24 protein-coding genes are annotated in these 20727 nt (G+C 40.4%); 19 read left to right on the top strand and 5 right to left on the bottom strand.

What is annotated here, in order from left to right:
• Positions 1–19: 19 nt before the first annotated feature.
• Both RF53_RS02245 and metK read right to left on the bottom strand, forming a co-directional pair.
• Positions 20–568: a hypothetical protein gene (locus RF53_RS02245; RefSeq protein WP_039036506.1), complete on the bottom strand. Its 549-nt coding sequence runs from the start codon at positions 566–568 to the stop codon at positions 20–22.
• A gap of 163 nt (positions 569–731) precedes the next feature.
• The gene (gene metK, locus RF53_RS02250; RefSeq protein WP_039036507.1) at positions 732–1883 is read right to left on the bottom strand and encodes a methionine adenosyltransferase; all 1152 of its coding nucleotides are present in this window, start codon (positions 1881–1883) and stop codon (positions 732–734) included.
• A 305-nt stretch (positions 1884–2188) separates the two neighbouring features.
• Here metK and tkt point away from each other — a divergent pair, with 305 nt between their 5' ends.
• The 8 genes from tkt to RF53_RS02290 all read left to right on the top strand — a co-directional run bounded on the left by tkt (position 2189) and on the right by RF53_RS02290 (position 10651).
• Positions 2189–4180, top strand: a complete 1992-nt coding sequence (gene tkt / locus RF53_RS02255) for a transketolase (protein WP_008130353.1) — start codon at positions 2189–2191, stop codon at positions 4178–4180.
• Between the two features lie 348 nt (positions 4181–4528).
• Positions 4529–4843 (top strand): pyrimidine/purine nucleoside phosphorylase, encoded by a 315-nt coding sequence (gene ppnP, locus RF53_RS02260; RefSeq protein WP_006791945.1) that lies wholly within the window; start codon positions 4529–4531, stop codon positions 4841–4843.
• 180 nt (positions 4844–5023) lie between these two features.
• Complete coding sequence (gene hpf / locus RF53_RS02265; protein WP_006791946.1) at positions 5024–5380, top strand: ribosome hibernation-promoting factor, HPF/YfiA family; 357 nt, start codon at positions 5024–5026, stop codon at positions 5378–5380.
• Between the two features lie 142 nt (positions 5381–5522).
• A complete protein-coding gene (locus RF53_RS02270; protein WP_039036508.1) occupies positions 5523–6758 on the top strand; it encodes an NRAMP family divalent metal transporter in 1236 nt (411 codons plus the stop codon).
• Between the two features lie 71 nt (positions 6759–6829).
• Positions 6830–7285, top strand: coding sequence for a GNAT family N-acetyltransferase (locus RF53_RS02275; RefSeq protein WP_039036509.1), 456 nt, complete (start codon positions 6830–6832; stop codon positions 7283–7285).
• 17 nt (positions 7286–7302) lie between these two features.
• Positions 7303–7713, top strand: coding sequence for a GNAT family N-acetyltransferase (locus tag RF53_RS02280; protein WP_082014413.1), 411 nt, complete (start codon positions 7303–7305; stop codon positions 7711–7713).
• A gap of 178 nt (positions 7714–7891) precedes the next feature.
• Entirely contained in the window at positions 7892–10081 is a 2190-nt protein-coding gene (locus tag RF53_RS02285; RefSeq protein WP_039036511.1) for a putative Ig domain-containing protein, read from the top strand.
• A 378-nt stretch (positions 10082–10459) separates the two neighbouring features.
• The gene (locus RF53_RS02290; RefSeq protein WP_039036512.1) at positions 10460–10651 is read left to right on the top strand and encodes a DUF3185 family protein; all 192 of its coding nucleotides are present in this window, start codon (positions 10460–10462) and stop codon (positions 10649–10651) included.
• Between the two features lie 92 nt (positions 10652–10743).
• Here the strand turns inward: RF53_RS02290 and RF53_RS02295 are convergent, their stop codons facing one another.
• The 3 genes from RF53_RS02295 to RF53_RS02305 are packed head-to-tail and all read right to left on the bottom strand — an operon-like array spanning position 10744 to position 13058.
• A complete protein-coding gene (locus RF53_RS02295) occupies positions 10744–11931 on the bottom strand; it encodes a vWA domain-containing protein (protein WP_039036513.1) in 1188 nt (395 codons plus the stop codon).
• 1 nt (position 11932) lies between these two features.
• Positions 11933–12781, bottom strand: coding sequence for an AAA family ATPase (locus tag RF53_RS02300; RefSeq protein ID WP_039036514.1), 849 nt, complete (start codon positions 12779–12781; stop codon positions 11933–11935).
• Between the two features lie 52 nt (positions 12782–12833).
• Positions 12834–13058, bottom strand: a complete 225-nt coding sequence (locus tag RF53_RS02305) for a DUF1653 domain-containing protein (RefSeq protein WP_006791952.1) — start codon at positions 13056–13058, stop codon at positions 12834–12836.
• Between the two features lie 60 nt (positions 13059–13118).
• Between RF53_RS02305 and RF53_RS02310 the strand changes: the two genes are divergently transcribed.
• From RF53_RS02310 to rpoS, 11 genes are all read left to right on the top strand, one after another.
• On the top strand, positions 13119–13598 hold the full coding sequence (locus tag RF53_RS02310; RefSeq protein WP_006791953.1) for a DUF2947 domain-containing protein: 480 nt from the start codon (positions 13119–13121) through the stop codon (positions 13596–13598).
• Between the two features lie 74 nt (positions 13599–13672).
• On the top strand, positions 13673–14305 hold the full coding sequence (locus tag RF53_RS02315) for a hypothetical protein (protein WP_039036515.1): 633 nt from the start codon (positions 13673–13675) through the stop codon (positions 14303–14305).
• 40 nt (positions 14306–14345) lie between these two features.
• Positions 14346–14633: a cell division protein FtsB gene (gene ftsB, locus RF53_RS02320; RefSeq protein ID WP_006791955.1), complete on the top strand. Its 288-nt coding sequence runs from the start codon at positions 14346–14348 to the stop codon at positions 14631–14633.
• Positions 14623–15324: a 2-C-methyl-D-erythritol 4-phosphate cytidylyltransferase gene (ispD, locus tag RF53_RS02325; protein WP_039036516.1), complete on the top strand. Its 702-nt coding sequence runs from the start codon at positions 14623–14625 to the stop codon at positions 15322–15324. The genes ftsB and ispD overlap by 11 nt, the downstream gene beginning before the upstream one ends.
• A complete protein-coding gene (gene ispF, locus RF53_RS02330) occupies positions 15321–15818 on the top strand; it encodes a 2-C-methyl-D-erythritol 2,4-cyclodiphosphate synthase (RefSeq protein WP_039036517.1) in 498 nt (165 codons plus the stop codon). Before ispD ends, ispF begins: the two co-directional genes overlap by 4 nt.
• A complete protein-coding gene (truD, locus tag RF53_RS02335) occupies positions 15815–16867 on the top strand; it encodes a tRNA pseudouridine(13) synthase TruD (protein ID WP_039036518.1) in 1053 nt (350 codons plus the stop codon). The genes ispF and truD overlap by 4 nt, the downstream gene beginning before the upstream one ends.
• Complete coding sequence (gene surE / locus RF53_RS02340) at positions 16848–17612, top strand: 5'/3'-nucleotidase SurE (protein WP_006791959.1); 765 nt, start codon at positions 16848–16850, stop codon at positions 17610–17612. The genes truD and surE overlap by 20 nt, the downstream gene beginning before the upstream one ends.
• Positions 17602–18240: a protein-L-isoaspartate(D-aspartate) O-methyltransferase gene (locus RF53_RS02345; RefSeq protein WP_006791960.1), complete on the top strand. Its 639-nt coding sequence runs from the start codon at positions 17602–17604 to the stop codon at positions 18238–18240. Before surE ends, RF53_RS02345 begins: the two co-directional genes overlap by 11 nt.
• Positions 18241–18249: 9 nt before the next feature.
• The gene (locus RF53_RS02350) at positions 18250–18828 is read left to right on the top strand and encodes a YqaA family protein (protein ID WP_008126892.1); all 579 of its coding nucleotides are present in this window, start codon (positions 18250–18252) and stop codon (positions 18826–18828) included.
• 41 nt (positions 18829–18869) lie between these two features.
• Positions 18870–19694: a peptidoglycan DD-metalloendopeptidase family protein gene (locus RF53_RS02355; RefSeq protein ID WP_039036519.1), complete on the top strand. Its 825-nt coding sequence runs from the start codon at positions 18870–18872 to the stop codon at positions 19692–19694.
• A gap of 35 nt (positions 19695–19729) precedes the next feature.
• Positions 19730–20704 carry an RNA polymerase sigma factor RpoS gene (gene rpoS / locus RF53_RS02360; protein WP_006791963.1) on the top strand — a complete coding sequence of 325 codons (975 nt, stop codon included), beginning with the start codon at positions 19730–19732 and terminating at the stop codon, positions 20702–20704.
• Positions 20705–20727 lie beyond the last annotated feature (23 nt).

The following is a 20727-nucleotide window of genomic DNA, read 5'->3' on the forward strand; positions in this document are numbered from 1 at the left end:
TTTCAAACTTACCAACTAATTAAAAAGCAAATAAAGCAGGAAACGCCAAGTACACCGCAAGTATAATAAGCAACGTAACAACCGTAGCTATTAACGAATAAAGCAATGCATTACTGCGTTTTTTAGGCTGAGTTATTAGCTCCTCGTCCAGTAATAGCTCTTCGTCTTGCCATTCGTCTTCATCTACTTCAGGGTTTTTTGTTTGGTTTTCAGGTAAGCGCTGCTCAAGGTCTTCGAGTTTTTCTTCTAGCCTGATTAAACTGCTGGTTATGTAGTCTAATGCGTCAAAAATACGCTCATCTCGCTGGCTATCACTTACCGTTTGAGTGGTTTTTTCAGTATGTGTCGATACAGCTTGAAGCTTACTTTTAATGCCCATTCCGACAAGTAGCTTAGCTTGTTTTAATGCTTTGTTTTTATCGCTAGGCGCAAATAAAGGCTTACCTTTAAAAAATAAGGCTACTTTTTCTTCTGAGATTTTTAGTTTTGCCGCCAGTGTTGTACACGCTGTTTTTGAGTCAACGTTATCAGCGAGTCCAGCAAACATAACGCGAAAGTTATCGGTCATTTAAATATCCCTAAAGCTTTATAATTAAATGAGTATATACCTAAAGTATAAAAAAGTTCGAGGACCAATTAATAGTTATTTTTTAAACTATGAATTAGCGTTGCGTTACATAATTGCTAGCTATAAAAAAGGCCCTTAAAAGGGCCGTTTTTTTGCTTTAGTCTTAAAGACCCGCTGCTGCGCGAAGTGCTTCAGCTTTATCTGTGCGTTCCCATGGGAATTCGTCACGGCCAAAGTGGCCGTAAGCTGCAGTAGGAAGGTAGATAGGGCGCTCTAAATCAAGCATTTGAATTAAGCCGTAAGGGCGTAGGTCAAAATGTTCACGAATTAATTCGATTAAACGTGCTTCTTCTAATTTACCAGTACCAAACGTTTCAACACTAATAGAGGTTGGCTCTGCAACACCAATTGCGTAAGATACTTGTAATTCACACTTATCAGCAAGGCCAGCAGCCACTACGTTTTTAGCCACGTAACGTGCAGCATATGCAGCTGAGCGGTCAACTTTTGATGGATCTTTACCAGAGAAAGCACCACCACCGTGACGTGCCATACCACCGTATGTATCAACAATGATTTTACGACCTGTTAAACCACAGTCACCCATTGGACCACCAATTACAAATCGGCCTGTTGGGTTAATAAAAAACTTAGTTGCGCTAGTGATTAGTTCAGCAGGAAGTACTGGCTTGATGATGGTTTCCATCACAGCTTCTACTAAATCGTTTTGAGAGATGTCTTCGCTGTGCTGAGTTGACAGAACAACCGCATCAATACCTACTGGCTTACCGTTTTCGTATGCAAAAGTAACTTGAGATTTTGCATCTGGGCGTAACCAGTTAAGCTCGCCGCTTTTACGTACTTGTGCTTGACGTTGAACTAAACGGTGAGAATACGTGATAGGTGCAGGCATTAACACTTCAGTTTCGTTACATGCGTAACCAAACATTAAACCTTGGTCGCCAGCGCCTTGTTCTTCTGGGCTAGTACGGTCAACACCTTGGTTAATGTCTGGAGACTGTTTACCAATGGTGTTCAAAATTGCACACGAGTCAGCATCAAAACCCATATCTGAGTGAGTGTAGCCAATTTCACGTACTGTTTTACGCGTAATCTCTTCTATATCAACCCATGCGCTAGTAGTGATTTCACCACCAACCATAACCATACCTGTTTTCACGTATGTTTCGCACGCAACGCGGGCATGAGAGTCTTGCTCTAGGATAGCATCAAGAACCGCATCAGAGATTTGGTCGGCGATTTTATCCGGATGACCTTCAGAAACAGATTCAGAAGTAAATAAATGTTTTGCCATTGTAATTATGCTCACAAATATTGCGCTTCACAAACGTCGGTATTAGCGCTAAAAAATTAAGGGGCGTATTTTATCTAAAACGAAACACCTTGCATAGTGTTTTTACGCCTAGACGTCTAAATTAAATTAGTTATGACATTATGGTCTTAAAAAATATTCATAATACCTCATTTTTATAGGGTTTTTAATTGCACACAGCCCCCACAATAAGTAAGAATGGTCGCAATAAAAGTGCTCTTGTAACTTGAGTACATAAACGAACACATAAATACCCGCGCAAATACATATATAAGGTAGGAGAATTCATGCCATCTCGCAAAGAACTTGCAAATGCTATTCGCGTCTTGTCAATGGACGCAGTACAAAAGGCCAAATCTGGTCACCCTGGAGCCCCTATGGGCATGGCTGATATCGCAGAAGTATTATGGCGCGATTATCTAAAACATAATCCATCAAATCCAGAGTGGGCAGACCGAGATCGATTTATACTGTCAAACGGCCACGGTTCAATGCTTATCTATTCTTTATTGCACTTAAGTGGTTATGATTTACCGTTGGACGAAATTAAAAACTTCCGTCAAATGCACTCTAAAACACCAGGCCACCCAGAATATGGTTATGCGCCAGGTATCGAGACCACTACGGGCCCATTAGGCCAAGGGATCACAAATGCGGTAGGCATGGCAATTGCTGAAAAAGCGCTTGCGGCACAATTTAACCGTGAAGGTCACGACATTGTTGATCACCATACCTATGCATTCATGGGCGACGGTTGTTTAATGGAAGGCATTTCGCATGAAGCCTGTTCGCTTGCCGGCACATTAGGCCTTGGCAAGCTGGTTGCTTTTTGGGATGACAACGGTATTTCAATCGATGGTGAAGTTGAAGGCTGGTTTAGCGATGACACACCTGCACGTTTTAAAGCGTACGGCTGGCACGTAATTAGTGACGTTGATGGCCACGATAGCGATGCAGTAAGTGCTGCAATTAGCGAAGCAAAAAGCGTGACTGATAAACCAACACTAATTTGTTGTAAAACAATTATTGGTTACGGTTCACCTAATAAATCGGGTAGCCACGACTGTCACGGTGCACCACTTGGCGATGACGAAATTAAAGCATCGCGTGAGTTTTTAGGTTGGACGGGCGATGCATTTGAAATCCCTGAAGACATTTACGCACAGTGGGATGGAAAAGCTAAAGGCCAAGAACTTGAATCAAGCTGGGACGAAAAGTTTGCAGCCTATGCAAAAGCATTCCCAGAGCTTGCAGCTGAGTACAAACGCCGTACAAATTCAGATTTACCTGCCGACTGGGCTGAAAAGTCACAAGCGTATATTGAGCAGTTACAAGCAAACCCGGCAAATCCAGCATCTCGTAAAGCGTCACAAAATGCATTAAATGCATTTGGTCCATTATTACCAGAATTTATGGGTGGCTCTGCCGATTTAGCAGGTTCAAACTTAACAATTTGGGAAGGCTCTAAAGGCCTAACAGCGGACGATGCAAGTGGTAACTACGTTTACTACGGTGTGCGTGAGTTTGGTATGTCGGCAATTATGAACGGCATTGCACTTCATAAAGGCTTTATTCCTTACGGTGCAACGTTCTTAATGTTTATGGAATATGCACGGAATGCGGTTCGTATGGCTGCATTAATGAAGCAACCAAGCATTTTTGTATACACGCACGATTCAATTGGTTTAGGTGAAGATGGTCCAACTCACCAACCAGTAGAGCAAATTGCCAGCATGCGTTTAACGCCTAACCTTTATAACTGGCGCCCGTGTGACCAAGTTGAGTCAGCAATTGCATGGCAACAAGCTATTGAACGTAAAGACGGTCCTACATCGTTAATATTCACACGCCAAGGTCTTGAGCAACAGCCGCGTGACGCACAACAGCTAAGCGACGTCAAAAAGGGTGGTTACATCCTTAGCTGTGACGGCAACCCAGAGCTAATTATTATTGCAACCGGTTCTGAGGTGCAATTAGCACAAGATTCAGCTACTGAATTACGCAGCCAAGGTAAAAAGGTACGTGTTGTATCTATGCCATGTACTGATGCATTCGAAGATCAATCGCCTGAGTACAAAGAAAGCGTATTACCAGCAAGCGTTTCTCGTCGCGTAGCGGTAGAGGCAGGTATTGCTGATTATTGGTACAAGTATGTAGGCCTAAATGGCGCCGTAGTCGGTATGACTACCTTTGGTGAGTCTGCACCAGCTAACGAGTTGTTTGAGCACTTTGGCTTTACGGTTGAAAACATTGTAAGTAAAGCAAACGCACTTTTTTAATCGTTTTTGATTAAATAAGTTAAGTAACTTAAAAAACCCGCCAATGTGCGGGTTTTTTTATGCCCATATATGAAACAACTTCATCTTATACCAATCCGCTTAATTAAGTGATCTATTTTGAGGATAGATAAACGTGTTGATAGCTAGGCAAAAAATTCGTTATTTAGTTGTTCTAAATGAGGATTTTTTAACGCAGATAGCGACACTTTTAGCCCCTAAAAATGATTAAGTATTATTGCGAATTGGCATTAAGCGTTACTGCTTTTCTTGCAAGAAAGTAAGCTATCAGGCAAGGTAGTGCGATAAAATTTATAAATAAAGATCTTTAAATTAATAGCAGGAGCTAAAATGTCTCAGTTTGAAAATGTAAGCGTAGTTAAAAAGGCCAACGTGTATTTTGACGGAAAAGTGTCAAGCCGTACGGTTGTATTTAGCGATGGAACTACCAAAACATTAGGCTTTATGCAGCCGGGTGAGTTTGTATTCGATACCAGTAAAAAAGAACTCATGGAGCTTTTAGGTGGCCAGTGGGATATTTTATTACCAGGGGCAAGCGAGTGGAAAACATTTAACGCGGGCGAGTCATTTAATGTAGACGCTAACGTAAGCTTTAAAGTAAAAGTAAGTGATTTTGCCGACTACTGTTGCTCGTACACAGATTAATAGCTAGCACAGCTAGACGTCTGAAAGCCCATGGTTTATGGGCTTTGCATAAACTTTGCGCAACACATGATTTAAATCACCAAAAACCGCAAATAAACCTCAAATATCTCTCTTTTTTCCTTGTGTTAATCTAAATAGCCCCCAATACTATTTATGAGGTAACAAATAAAAGGATACCCTATGAAAATTAATCTTTCTGGTCACCATGTTGAAGTTACTGACTCTATTAGAGAGCACATCAACGAAAAATTTTCTAAAATTGAGAGCCACTTTCCATCACTTATTTCTCTCGATATGATCTTGTCTAAAGAGCATCATAAAATCCAAGCCGAAATTAGCACTAATTACGAAGGTGCGCGAATATCAGTAAAAGGGGAAAACGAAGTAATGTACCCAGCTATTGCAAGCGCAGCTAAAAAACTCGATGCAGCACTAAAACATCGAAAAGGGCAAATAAAAGCAAATTTACACGAAAAGCCTGTAAGTACAACGCCAGAAATAGCGCACGAAATCATCCAAGAGATGGAACTAAAATAATATTTAGTCCCAAAGTACTATAAAAAAGAGCCTTATGGCTCTTTTTTATTGCCTTTAATTTAGGTAAGTTATGCAGCCTTCGGTGTTATTAATTGTGAAAATTAATAACCAGAGTGAATAACACACATAATTTGAGAAATTAATGCAGCAAACACACACTTCTTGGAAATCTCACTTAGGCGCACTAGGCCCTGGTATTTTAATGGCAACTGCAGCAATTGGCGGGTCTCACTTAGTTGCATCTACTCAGGCTGGCGCGCTATTTGGCTGGCAACTATTTTGGTTAATACTGGCTGTTAACGTATTAAAATATCCGTTTTTTCGCTTTGGTATGGAATACACCTTAGCCACTAAAAACAGTTTAGTAGAAGGCTATAAAAACAAAGGCCCGGTGTATTTTTATAGTTTTATTGGCTTGAACATACTGGCAGCAGTTGTTAATACCGCAGGGGTATTACTACTTACCGCCAGCTTACTGCATTACGCACTGCCTGTAGTGATAGAGGTAACCCTGCTATGTTGGATATTGCTCTGTGTTTGCTTAGCAATATTATTGTTAGGTCACTTTAAAGCGCTTGATAGCGTTGCTAAAGGCATAATGGGGCTCTTAACGCTCGCTACTGTTATTGCGCTAGTTATCGCATTTAGTAACGGCCCAATGGCGCCAGCTGACTATATTGGCCCGTCACCTTACGAACTGGCTATGCTCAGCTTTATGGTCGCGTTAATGGGCTGGATGCCGGCACCAATAGAAATATCGGCCCTCAGCTCGCTATGGCTCAAAGAAAAACAAACTCAGCAAACGGTCACTAAAAACCAAGGCTTGTTTGATTTTAACGTAGGCTATTGGCTAACAGCCTGCTTAGCATTGGTATTTTTCAGCTTAGGTGTGCTGGTGCAATATGGGCAAAGCAGTAATATAGAACTTGGCGGTGTTGCCTTTGCTAAACAGCTTATTGATATGTACGCACTGACTATTGGCGAGTGGGCAAGGCCGCTGGTATCAGCTATTGCTTTTTTATGTATGTTTGGCACTACACTTACCGTGCTTGACGGCTACGCACGTACACTTAACGAGTCACACAAATTACTTGGTTTTAAGCAATCAAAACACAGCTTAAATATTTGGCTTGTACTGCAAGCACTAGCTGGCATGGCCGTTATTTTATTTTTTAAATCAGCTCTTGGCCCCATGCTTACCTTTGCCATGACACTTGCTTTTGTAACCACCCCCGTTTTTGCATGGCTTAACTTTAGCCTAGTTCGCTCAGAGCCCGCCATTAAACACAGCGTACTATTGCACAGCTTGACGTGGTTAGGCTTAGTGTATTTAGTTGGTTTTGCTGTTGCGTTTGTGGCGTGGAAGCTAGCAACCTAAATATAGCCACTTACTTTAGGGTTTTAATTTAAGCCCTAAAGCATTAAATTCAAGGATTAAACGAGGCATAAATGGATATTAGAACAGGCGAGCTTTCAAACCCTCACGTTATAAAGCTACTACAAGCGCATCATAACGATATGCTAAAACACTCCCCCATAGAGAGCATACATGCACTTGATGTAACTAAACTCACTCAGCCCGACATAACCTTTTATAGCTTATGGATTGATAATAACTTAGCGGGTGTCGGCGCATTAAAAGCGCTAAATACAGCGCATGGCGAAATTAAATCAATGCGCACCTCAAGTAGCTATTTACGCCAAGGCATAGCGGCTAAGTTACTCACGCATATTATTGAGCAAGCAACACTGCGAGGGTATAAAAAACTTAGCTTAGAAACCGGCACTGCTAAGGCATTTTTACCCGCACAAAAGCTTTACGTCCAATTTGGTTTTAAAGAGTGCGAACCGTTTGGTAATTATGAGTTAGACCCGTATAGCTTGTTTATGAGTAAATTCCTTTAAAGTGAGTAGAGGATATTATGGCTTATAAAGTTGAACTTAAAGCTCCAGCACTGGATGAATTCGCTAATTTACGTAAACAAGTAAAGTGGCAAAACCCTGACTATAAAACATTAAAAGCAAGCATCGAAAACTCACTTTTTTGGGTCACTGTATACGACACTGATAAGTTAATAGGCACTGGGAGAGTGATTGGTGATGGCGCAATGTATTTTTATATTCAAGATATAATTGTTGCGCCAAGCTATCAAAAACAAGGCATTGGTCATTTAGTTATGACCCACATTGAAAACTACTTAACCAACACTTGTTCTAATGGCGCTACAGTAGGTTTATTAAGTGCTCACGGTAAAGAAAGCTTTTATACACATTATGGTTATATAAAACGTGATGGCGATAGTTTAGGGTTTGGAATGTGTAAGTTTTTTTAAATAGTATAAAAAATTTCGTAGATAGAGAAATCACCTTTAACCTTTTCTTTCAATGCTTTTAAGTTGCTAAACTTATTTACAAAGATCTCATTTTTCCATATCTACTTGTTAAATAAAGGTTGTTTTAATGTTTTTTTATGATTAATATCTTTGCCGTTGATAAATATAAGGAAATATAATGGAACATCAATTTAAACTCAAATCCCTACTTGTTTTACCTCTTGTAACTATTTTAACCGCATGTGGCTCTTCAGATTCAAATGAGAAAGCGACTAATAATGAAGTTGCTATTGTAAATAATGCGCCTCTAATAACATCTGAAGCGGTAACCTCTGCTATCGAAGACAATACTTATACTTATTTAGTTGAAGTTCAAGATGATGGAGATGATTTGACGTTTACACTCAGTTCATTCCCAGAGGGTATGTCTATATCTGAAACAGGCTTAATTGAATGGCTTCCTACCGAAGGAGTATTAAGCTCAGGTGAAGTAGTTGTTGCCGTTAATGACGGGGAAAATGATAATGTAATTCAATCATTTGAAGTAGTCGTTACTCCGGTTAATGATACCCCTGTATTATCCCTCATACCAAATCAAACAGTTAAAAGTGGGGATGATTTTAGTTTTCAATTAGTTTTGACTGATCCTGACGATAATATAGAAAATGGTGACTTCTCGTTTTCAGTTTCCCCTGAAATTGAAGGAATGGAAATAGATCAAAACGGTCTAATTACTTATCAAGCCAGAGCTTCAGAGACAACTGAGTATAACTTAACAGTTGAAGTGAGAGATGGACAAGAAGATGGAGTATTACCTGTAAGAGCTTCATTCATACTTGATGAGCAATTCTTTCAAGGTATTTCAGCGGTTATAAAAAATTACTACACTGAAGATGTAATTCCAAATGCAGATGCTTTTTTGACGAATGGTAATGAAATCCTAGCTGATTCGGTCTCTGATGAAAATGGGATTGTTACATTTTCTATCCAAGATATATACATTACTGAACGCATGTCTATTATCAGTGACGCTTCTGGCTTTGCTGAGATGGCTGTAGGCTTAAATGAAGAGCAAATAGACTTGTCTAATAATATCTTATTACAACCTGTTCAGGCTGAGATATCGTTTGATCCAACTATCGAGAATAATCTTTCAGTTGAGGATTTTGTACTTGTAGAGTTACCTGCTAACAGCTTGCAGCGAGCGGATGGGACTTTAGCTACAGGACTGGTCAATGCAGAGCTCACAATTATAAACCCTGCTATTGATATTAACCTTATGCCCGGTGAAATGATTACTAAAGATGTTAATGGAGAGATTAAACCTATTGAGTCTTTTGGAGCGATAACGGTTACTTTTGAAGATGCTGATGGCGTTGAACTTAATTTGACTGAAAATATGCAAGCCAAAATAAATATTCCAGCTGTTGGTGAGCTAGATGGAACGGTTCCTTTATATTACTTTGACAATAACTCTGGCCTTTGGATAGAAGAGGGGCAGGTTGAGTTAGTATCTGGACCACAAGGAAATTACTATTCCGGAATGGTTTCCCACTTTACTACATGGAATGCTGATCGGATATATGAAACTATTTTTATAAATGGTTGTATTGAAGACAAGGATCAAAATCGACTTGAAGGTGTACAAATTAATTCAGAAGGCAGGGACTATATAGGTTCGTCATCAGCGGTTACTGATGAAAATGGCGACTTTTCAATACCTGCAAAGATGAATAGTACTGTTCTTATTTCATCTTCGGCTGGTATTCAAAGTCGTACATTTTCTATTGATACTTTTAATACTGATATTACTCTAAGTGAGTGTGTTGTTTTAAATGAAGCATTTACTAAGATAAAGTTAAATTGGGGATTAATGCCAACTGATTTGGATTCTCATTTATGGGGGCCTTCAAGTACGAACGGCGAACAGTTCCATATTTATTTTGGAAATGAGCAAGTAATAGTAAACGACGTAGTTATGTTTTTAGACGTTGACGATGTCACTAGTTATGGCCCTGAGGTGATCTCTATACCAGAGTTTGCTTTACCAGGAACATACTCTTACAAAGTACATAATTATTCTGGTACTCCAGAAATTGACTCTGATACTACTAAGGTTGAGTTATTAATTGACGACCGTAGGTATGTGTTTACTCCACCTAGTGAAGGTGCAGATGAAATGTGGCATGTTTTTGATTTAATTGTAAGTGAAGTAGGGAATGTGCAAGTCAATAAGGTAGATATATTTGAACCTTATTACTTTTATTCGAGTAACTCTTTAGTTCCAAACTCTAATATTGAGCCAAAAATTAAGTATTATGAAAGCATTTATAATAAACTGATAACTGGTAAGTATTACGCTAAGTAATATATTTACGAGCCTCTTTTATTAAGGGGCTCGCTTCTAAATATTTAACTCATATAGCCCTTTATTTTCAATAAACTCCTCGACTGCGCAATTGAAACCGTAAACTAACATTGATTGTTATAACTCTGTTTATTATACCTGACTACACTTGCGATGATTAAAATGTAGAGTTATTCAGAGGGTACTGTTGGTTAGCAATCTGTATATATTGGATGTAAATAATAACTTCAAAGGTTGTATTTTTTACACTTAAAAAATAGTTATGACTTTCTATATTATCTGTTCAAGTTACGTTAACTACCTAAGGTGTGCGTTAACTATATAGCGGTGTTGGTACTTAACTGATTCAGGTAAATAGTAGTAATATTTGGAGAAAAAATGAATAATAAAATTTTAGGAATAGTACTTGTAGTAGTTGGCGCAGCATTAGCTACGTGGGGCTACAATGTTTACGATGCAGCTGCGTCGCAAATCAGCAGAACATTAAGCGGCGATACGCCAATGGAAGCGTGGGCTGGTATGGTCGGTGGCGCTATTTGTGTTCTAGTCGGTATTTCACGGTTAAAGTAAATTAGTCATATTAGATTTCTCAACAAAATCCCCCCCATTTTATTGAGAATATATCTTTATAATTTAAGAATGCATTTTATTAATACTCAGTATTAACTCAGATCTTTTATCGCTCTACTTATCCCATCCAAGCTCAGCGCGTACATGCGATTGTTCATTAGCTCTTTTATAAAGCCAATTGATTGATAGTACGGCCAGTGTTCAACGGGTTGTGGGTTGAGCCAGGCGACTTTATCAAAGTGGTTTGTTATACGCTGTAACCATGCACTGCCGGGCTCTTCGTTGTAATGTTCTACCGAGCCGCCAGGGTAGGCTATTTCGTATGGGCCCATAGTGGCATCACCCACAAATATGACTTTGTAGTCGCTGGTAAATTTATTAATCAGCGTCATGGTGTCTATTACGTTTGAATGGCGGCGTTGGTTATCCTGCCAAACGTGTTCGTATAAACAGTTATGAAAGTAGTAAAACTCTAAATGCTTAAATTCACTGTGGGCTGCGCTAAATAATTCTTCGCAGGTATGAATGTAGTCATCCATTGAGCCGCCAATATCAAACAGCATTAATACTTTTACCGCATTGTGGCGCTCGGGTGCCATTTTTACATCTAGCATGCCGCCTTGCTTGGCGGTTGCGCGAATGGTCTCGTTTAAATCCAGGGTGTCACTTGCGCCGGTGCGGGCAAATTTGCGTAGCTTTTTAAGGGCGAGTTTTATAGTGCGTGAGCCAATTTCGCGATCTGAGTCTAAATTGCGGTATTCGCGCTTGTCCCACACTTTTACCGCTTGGCGATTGCGGTTGCCGTCTTGTCCTATACGCACGCCCTCAGGGTTATAACCATACGCGCCAAAAGGAGATATACCGCCGGTGCCTACCCATTTATTACCGCCTGCGTGGCGTTTTTGTTGCTCTTCTAAACGCTCTTTCAGGGTTTTCATAAGCTCGTCGAGCCCACCCATCGCTTTTAGTTGGGCTTTTTCTTCATCGCTTAGGTTTTTTTCAAACTCTTTGCGTAGCCAATCTTCAGGTAAGTTGTGCTGTTGCTTTAAACTTTCGAGTAGGTCTAAGTCGGCAATACCGCTAAAGTAGTCGCTAAAGGCTTTGTCGAAGCGGTCAAAATGGGTTTCGTCCTTTACCATTATGGTGCGGGCCAAATGGTAAAAGGCATCTACGTCGGCAAATATAACGCCTTTTTTTAAGGCGTTAATTAAATCGAGTAGTTCGCGCAGGCTTACCGGTAAACGGTATTCACGTAATTTGAAGAAAAACGCAATCAACATATTAACGGCGGCTCATGAACGCAAGTTTTTCGATGAGGCTTATGTCTTGCTCATTTTTAAGCAGTGCGCCAAACATCGGCATTAAGCCGCCTTTTTGGCTTTTGTCGTGTAATGTTTTAGCGTCTATATCCTCTGCCATTAAAAGTTTTAACCAATCCAGTAATTCGCTGGTGGAGGGCTTCTTTTTAAGGCCGTTGGCTTCACGTAAGTTAAAAAATACTTCTAATGCTTGGCGTACTAAATCTTGTTTAACGTTAGGGTAATGTACATCAACAATTTGCTGCATTTCCTCGCTGCTTGGAAAGTCAATATAATGAAAAAAACAGCGGCGTAAAAATGCATCAGGCAGCTCTTTTTCGTTATTTGAAGTGATGATCACAATAGGGCGCTCTTTTGCGATAATACGCTCACCTGTTTCGTAAACGTGAAACTCCATTTTATCAAGTTCGAGCAGTAAATCGTTTGGAAACTCAATGTCGGCTTTGTCTATTTCGTCAATGAGTAAAACTGGGCGTTTGCCGTTAAGCTCGGCATAGGTAAATGCTTGCCACAGCTTACCTTTAACAATGTAGTTGCCAATATCATGCACGCGCTCATCGCCTAGCTGGCTGTCACGCAAACGCGATACGGCATCGTATTCGTATAAACCTTGCTGTGCTTTGGTGGTCGATTTAATGTGCCACTGAATAAGCTCGGTATCTAAACTTTTCGCAAGCTCTTCGGCCAGCATCGTTTTGCCTGTACCAGGTTCACCTTTAATAAGTAATGGTTTTTCAAGCATAATAGCAGCATTTACAGCCTGTTTTAGCGAGCTGCTTGCGATGTAATTTTCAGTAGAATTAAATTGCACGGTGTACCCTTGTCTGGTCTGAGCAGTATTGAATGGGGTTATAATGCCACAGTTAATCTGCAGGTCCAAGGTAGGCAAAACGAGGTATAGTTTTGCCCTCTTTTTCAACGGTTTCTAAAAACATACTAAGTGGTCGTGCCCAAATACCGAACTCACCATATAAGGCTTGGTATATCACCAATTGTTCGTCTGTTTCGCTATGTGTTGCCTGATATAAAACTTTGTACTGCGGGCCTTTGTAGTGTTGATATAAACCCAGTTTTAGTGCTGTAGTCATGCTTCAATCTCTTGTATAATTTGTGTTTGCACTTTTAATGCTAACTAATTTGCCAATATTATGAACTATATTTCGTTAGATGATTACAGAAAAGCGTGGGTTTTTCGCCATAAAGACATTCCGGTATCAAGTGATGACGCAGCTAAAATAAAACCAATGAGCGACGAGCGCGCTGCTGTGCTTTGGAGCACAATGGTAAGCCGGGAGTTTGACCACCCCGACTTTTTTGATGACAGTATGTGGTGCGGTCAAGATAAAAGTTTTAGTGATGAAGTTAACTGGGAAGCAGCTTGGGAAAATGGCGATGCTTTACCACCTCAAGAAATTTTAGAGTTTTTAGGGTGGGAAGCAAATACCACGGTATATTTTTGTATGGCGCGCGATAATGTTATTGAAACAACGTTTGACGTATTTAAACGTAATTGGCAAAACTTTATGTTTTTAGCCGATGGCAGTTTACTAGTTGGTAAAAAGCGCAACAGTGTTGTGCAATTTTTAGAGTCGGGTAAAGCTAAGTTAGGTGAAAAACCAAGCGCTTAATTTATTATGTGTGCTTAAAAACTATTCAGTACTATGTTATAAAACAGTTATCTGAATGTTTTTGAGTAAAGCAATTGGTCGCGAAAAATCAGTCACTTGGTGAACAGCAGCAAGTTGAAATTTGGCAAACTGATGCGCAAAAGGCGCTATATGCGCAGTTGTGCAATGCATTTTATCAGCGAGAAGTTCAGCGGTTAGTCGCCGAACCTAATGCCGATAAGCTGCGTAGGCAGTTAAAAAGTTTGCCTTATTACATTGAACGAGCTGCATCGCTTGTAGTAAACGGGCATTCGCCATTTGCGCTTGATGCACAAAATGGCTCGTGGCTCGAAAAACAAAAAGCAACGCCGCCCGATGTAAATAAACAAGCCAATGAACTTTTTTTTCAAGCGCATGCCAAAGTGGGACTAATTGTTCCGGTGATAGTAAACCAGTATGACAAATTACACCTTAGGATAGACAGTATTGATCAGGTGTCTGAAAACAAGTTGCATTGCAACGAGCTAGGGTGGTTTGATTTTTTAGGCAACGGCCTAGAGCAGCAATATGCACAACTTTTAAAGCCAAGTAAGTTGAGTTTAGCTGCAGCGTGCTGTGGGCATCAGTGGCAGTTTTCAAAGCGTTGCACACCACGTGTATTATCATTACGTGAAATGCTACTGGCAGGGAATATTAATTGGCGCAATATAAAACGCCCATTAGCTTAGTTAAGTTAAAACTTTTAAATTATTAAATAAGGAGTGTTAAATGCGTGTTTTTCAAGTGTGCTTACTGTGCTTAGCACTGTTTGTTCAGTACAGGTTATGGTTTGGTCAAAATGGTGTGCAAGATTATTCGCGCTTAAAAGGCGCGGTGGCAACCCACCAAGACACTAACGAAAAGTTGATAAAACGCAATAAAGTGCTTAAAGCCGACATAGAAGATTTAAAGCTAGGCCTTGAAGGCATTGAAGAACGTGCCCGAAACGAATTAGGAATGATTAAGCCGGACGAAACATTTATTCGTGTTTTACCGGGTAACCAATATGAGAAATAAACAAACCATAGTCGCGATTGTACCCGCAGCGGGTGTAGGCAGCAGAATGCAGCACAATGCACCTAAACAATATATACAATTAGCGGGTAAAACAATTTTAGAGCACACCCTAGCAAAACTATCTCAATTACCACAACTACAAACTATTGTTGTTGCCCTTAGCGATACAGACCCATACTTTGGTGAACTACCATTAACCGATGCGCGCATTGTTCGTTCAAGTGGTGGCAAAGAACGTGCTGATTCAGTACTTAATAGTTTGTTATTTTTAGCACCCAATCCTCCTGATTGGGTATTAGTGCACGATGCAGCGCGCCCATTGGTTGACCTAGCAGACATAGAGCGCCTTATCAGTGAGTGCCTTCGTGAAAATGAAGGCGGAATTTTAGCCACTAAAGTAAAAGACACCATCAAACGCGGCGATACACACTCAAAGCAAACCGTCCCCCGAGACGACCTATGGCAAGCGCTTACCCCTCAATTTTTTAAGTACAGTGACCTTAAAAATGCGCTGCAAAATGCGCTGCAAAGTGGGGTGCCTATTACCGACGAAGCCAGTGCAATTGAGTGGGTAAACAAACCAGTAAAACTTATAGCGGGTCGTAGCGATAATATTAAAATAACCACGCCAGAAGATTTAGCTTTGGCAGGGTTTATATTAAACAAACAACAAAACGAGAGTGCAGTATGATACGAATTGGCCATGGTTTTGACGTACATAAATTTGGCGGCGAAGGCCCGTTAACTATTTGTGGTGAAAAAATTGATTACCCACAAGGCTTTTTAGCACACTCAGATGGCGATGTAGCTATTCATGCATTATGTGATGCTATTTTAGGTGCACTCGCTATGGGCGATATTGGTAAGCACTTTCCTGATACAGCGAGCGAATATGAAAATATAGACAGCCGCATTTTACTTCGCCACGTTGTAGGCCTTGCTAAAGAGCAAGGTTATGTATTGGGTAACGGTGATGTCACTATTGTGGCGCAAGCACCAAAAATGCTGCCGCACATACAGGCTATGCGTGTAAATCTAGCTAATGATTTAAACTGCGATCTTAGCCAAATAAATGTTAAGGCTACGACAACTGAAAAGTTGGGTTTTGAAGGACGTAAAGAAGGTATTTCTAGTCATGCCGTGGTTATTATGAGTAAAGAGCTTACGAGTACAAAAAACGCATGAGCGACTTAAATTATTTATACGGCGCACCGCTTTCAAAAGCTGACTTTAAAACCACAGCAGAAGACTTTATGGTAGATGAAGATCTAGGTATAGAGTTTACAGGTAACGGTGAGCATGTATGCTTGCAGGTGGTTAAAAAAGGCGAAAACACACAATACGTGGCTAAAATTATCGCGCAAAAAGCCGGTGTATCCCCTCGCGATGTAAGCTACGCGGGCATGAAAGATCGTCATGGTGTATGTAGCCAATGGTTTAGTGTAAAAGTGCCTATTAAAAAGCATATAGATTTTACAGAGTTAAATAGCGAAAGCATTTTTATAGTGTCGCAACAGCGCCACGAGCGTAAATTACGCACCGGTTGCCACAAGGGCAATAAATTTACCATTACCCTTCGTAATGTTACCGAGCCGCTTGATATATTATGCCGCATAAATGCTGTGCGTGCTGGTGTGCCAAACTACTTTGGTGAGCAGCGCTTTGGGCACGGCGGCCATAACTTAGTAATGGCCGAAAAAATGTTTGCCGGCGAACGTATTCGCGATAAGAAGTTACGCGGTATTATTATTTCAGCTGCGCGTTCACATATTTTTAATCAACTTGTAAGTTTACGTGTAAAAGAACACGGTTTAGCTAAAACTATGCACCGCGAAGTATTTATGCTCAGCGGCAGTAATGCATTTTTTGAAGATGCAATTAACGACGAAAACATAGCACGTTTAGCCTCTGGCGATATTGTAATGTCGGCACCAATGGCAGGCAAAAGTGATAAAGGGTTAACTGAGCAAGAAAAAATATGGCTTAAACCCTATCAGGCATGGTGTGAAGGCCTGGGTGAATTAGGGCTTAAAAACGAGCGTAGAATGTTGCGTTTGATTCCTAATAACTTGGCTGTAGAAACACTTGATAACACCACACTTAAGCTGAGCTTTGGTTTATCTAAAGGATGTTTTGCAACCGCATTACTACGTGAACTGGTGGACTATACAGATGCAAGTCCAAAAGAGCGAAAAGAAAAGGATAATGGCATAAATGAAGATACTGTTAAGTAACGATGATGGCGTTAATGCTAAAGGCATAGCGGTCTTATATAACGCGCTTACAAAAATTGCAGACGTCACTTTGGTGGCACCCGATCGCAATTGCAGTGGTGCAAGTAACTCGCTCACATTAATGAATCCATTGCGTGCAACAACTCTTGAAAATGGGTTTATGTCAGTTAATGGTACGCCAACCGATTGCGTTCATTTAGGTGTTAATCAGCTTGTTGACCAAAAACCAGATTTAGTTGTGGCAGGCATTAATCATGGCGCCAATTTAGGTGATGATACGCTTTATTCAGGCACTGTTGCTGCAGCGACCGAAGGTCGTCATTTGGGGTTGCCTGCTATTGCAGTTTCACTTTGCTCACACAATGGCGAGCACTTTGAAACAGCGGCCGCGGTAACAGTTAATATAATTAAAGAACTTGCATCGCACCCATTACCAAAAGACCAAATTATTAATGTTAATGTGCCAGATGTTCCGCTAAGTGAATTAAAAGGTGTGCAGGTTACGCGTTTAGGCGCTCGGCATAAAGCTGAAACTATGACCAAGCAAACAGACCCTTGGGGTCGAAGTATTTACTGGTATGGCTCGCTTGGCACAGAGAGTGATGCAGGTGAAGGAACTGACTTTTACGCCATTAATAATGGCTTTGCATCGGTGACACCACTCAGTGTTGATATGACCGCACACAATAGCATTAAGGCAGTTGGGGACTGGTTATCTAATTTGGAGATAAATCGTGCTCGCTAATTATACGCGAAGTGCGAAAGCGTTATCAGATTTACTTAAACGTGAAGGTGTTGAGGATCAAGGCGTACTTGATGCTATTGCAGGTATACCTCGTCATTTATTTATTGACGACGTGTTGCAGCACAAAGCTTATGAAAATACAGCGCTACCTATTGGGCAAGGGCAAACTATTTCGCAGCCTTATATTGTAGCCCGTATGACGGAGCTTTTGAGGTTGGCCGGTGTGCGCGATAAAGTATTAGAAATTGGCACGGGCTCTGGCTATCAAACAGCGGTATTGGCTAAAACGTTTACTAACGTTTATTCTGTTGAGCGGATCAAAGCTTTGCAATGGCAGGCTAAACGGCGTCTGCAGCAGCTTGATTTATACAATGTAACAATGAAACATGGAGATGGCTGGCAAGGTTGGCAATCTCAAGCACCATTTGACGGCATTATTGTTACGGCTGCGGCTGCTACCTTACCTCAAGGTTTGTTAAGTCAACTCGCTGATGGCGGTGTATTATTAGCGCCGGTTGGCGAAGCTGATCAAAAATTAATAATGGTTATTCGAAAGGGCGAAAGCTTTACAGAGCATGTTATTGCACCAGTAAGATTTGTACCTTTGGTACCTGGTGATATTGAATAGGAATTCACTTTGAAGTTGTTTACTAAGTTGTACGATATGGCCCTAGTATGGGCAAAGCACCGCCATGCGGAGCGTTATTTAGCAGGAATGAGTTTTGCCGAGTCTGTTTTTTTTCCTATCCCACCCGATGTAATGTTAGCGCCAATGTCGCTGGCTCAACCTAGTAAGGCGTGGCGTTTTGCAAGCTTCGCAACGATTGCATCTGTGCTGGGCGGGGTAATTGGCTACCTTCTTGGTTTTTGGCTTTTTGAACCTGTTGTAGAGCCGCTAATTGCACAGATGCATTGGCAAGAAAAGTTTGATGTAGCATTAAATTGGTTTAAAGAGTATGGCGTTTGGGTGGTGTTCTTAGCTGGTTTTTCACCCATACCCTATAAAGTATTTACAATTGGTGCGGGCGTTTTACAGATGGCGTTTTTACCATTTTTAATTGCTTCAGCAATCGGGCGCGGTGCTCGGTTTTTTCTAGTTGCTGCGCTTATGAAATGGGGCGGAGCGCAAATGGAGAAAAAATTACGTCAGTATATTGAAGTGCTTGGCTGGGGATTAGTAATATTAATAGCCGTTGCGTACTTTTTGTTGCGTTAAGCTATATAAAATAATGTTACTTAAACATGGAGAAAAGCACGATGAATAGACAATTTATGCTTTATGTTGCTTTTTTCATTAGTGTTTTTCTTTTTGGTTGTTCATCTCGCCATGTTCCAGCGCCCGTTAGTAGTTTAAATAATAATGTTAATGAATCAAACCATTTAATTAACATTGTAGATGGCAAATATACAGTACAAAAAGGGGATACACTTTATTCAATCGCATTTAGCGCAGGAAAAGACTTTAGAGAACTTGCTAAAAACAACTCAATTTCAAGTCCTTATGTTATATATCCAGGCCAGTCAATCTCTCTCTCTCCCACTGTCAAAAAAATTAAAAGTTCAAAAAACTATACGAATTCGAGTAAAAAGTCTAGAAAAAACATACAAAATAATAACAAAAAATTAAAGAAAGGACTTGATCAGCCAAAAAAACGAGAGTATGTTCAAAAACAAGCCAAATATAAAGTTAGTAACCAAAAGCAGTTGTCGAGCGATAAATTAAAGTGGTTTTGGCCAGCAAAGGGCAAAATTACCAAACGCTTTTCTAATAAGGAAAACGGCTATAAAGGCTTACAAATTACTAATAAAATGGGGGCTACAGTTTTAGCCGCTGCACAAGGAACGGTGGTGTATGCGGGTAACGCGCTTCGAGGTTATGGTAATTTAATCATTTTGAAACATAATGATGATTATCTTAGTGCTTATGCACATAACTCGAAATTACTTGTAAAAGAAAAGCAAAAAGTTAAGGCAGGACAAAAAATAGCAGAAATTGGCAATTCAGAGTCTTCGGTTACCGCGCTTCGCTTTGAAATTCGTTACCGTGGGAAAGCTGTCAATCCTGCTAAATACCTTCCTTAGATTTTAGGTATTGATAATTGCTCTGGAGAAGGCTTATGGCTAGCGCAGCAAAGATTGAAAAAAATATCAGCAATGACGACAAGTTTGATGAAAACACCGTTGAAGAAGCAACACCGCTACTTGAAAAAGTAGATGACGAAGACATATTTGCCAAAGAAGAGGTGACTAAAAACCTTGATGCCACCCAACTTTACTTAGGTGAAATAGGCTTCTCTCCATTATTAAGCGCTGAAGAAGAAGTATTTTTCGCGCGTAAATCCCTCAAAGGCTGTGAAGCCTCTCGTAAACGTATGATTGAGAGCAACTTACGTTTAGTTGTTAAAATTGCACGTAGATACAATAACCGTGGACTAGCGCTACTCGATTTAATTGAAGAAGGTAATTTAGGGTTAATTCGTGCTGTTGAAAAGTTTGACCCTGAACGCGGGTTTAGATTTTCAACCTATGCAACATGGTGGATACGTCAAACAATTGAACGCGCCATTATGAACCAAACACGCACTATTCGTTTGCCCATCCACGTAGTGAAAGAGCTAAACGTTTACTTACGTACAGCGCGAGAGCTAACCCAAAAACTCGACCATGAGCCAACTGCAGAAGAAATAGCTGAATGCCTAGATAAGCCAGTTGAAGACGTAACCAAAATGTTACGTTTGAATGAAAAAATAGCGTCGGTTGATATGCCAATTGGTGGCGAAAACGACAGCGTGCTGCTTGATATTTTACCTGACGAAAAAGGCAACGGCCCTGAAGGTGAAGTGCAAGACACCGAAATTAATAAACACATTGTTGATTGGTTAGGAGAATTAAACCTTAAGCAACGTGAAGTACTGGCGCGTAGGTTTGGATTACTCGGCTATGAGCCATCTACACTTGAAGATGTAGGTAGAGAAATAGGGCTAACACGAGAGCGAGTAAGACAAATACAAGTTGAAGCACTACGTCGTTTAAAAGATATTTTGCAACAAGAAGGGTTAAGCACAGATAGTTTATTTAACCAATTTTCTTAATAATAAATGTAAGGCCTTACAAG

Origin of the sequence: Pseudoalteromonas sp. ECSMB14103 (assembly GCF_000813065.1) — a bacterium.
Lineage (GTDB): Bacteria > Pseudomonadota > Gammaproteobacteria > Enterobacterales > Alteromonadaceae > Pseudoalteromonas > Pseudoalteromonas marina.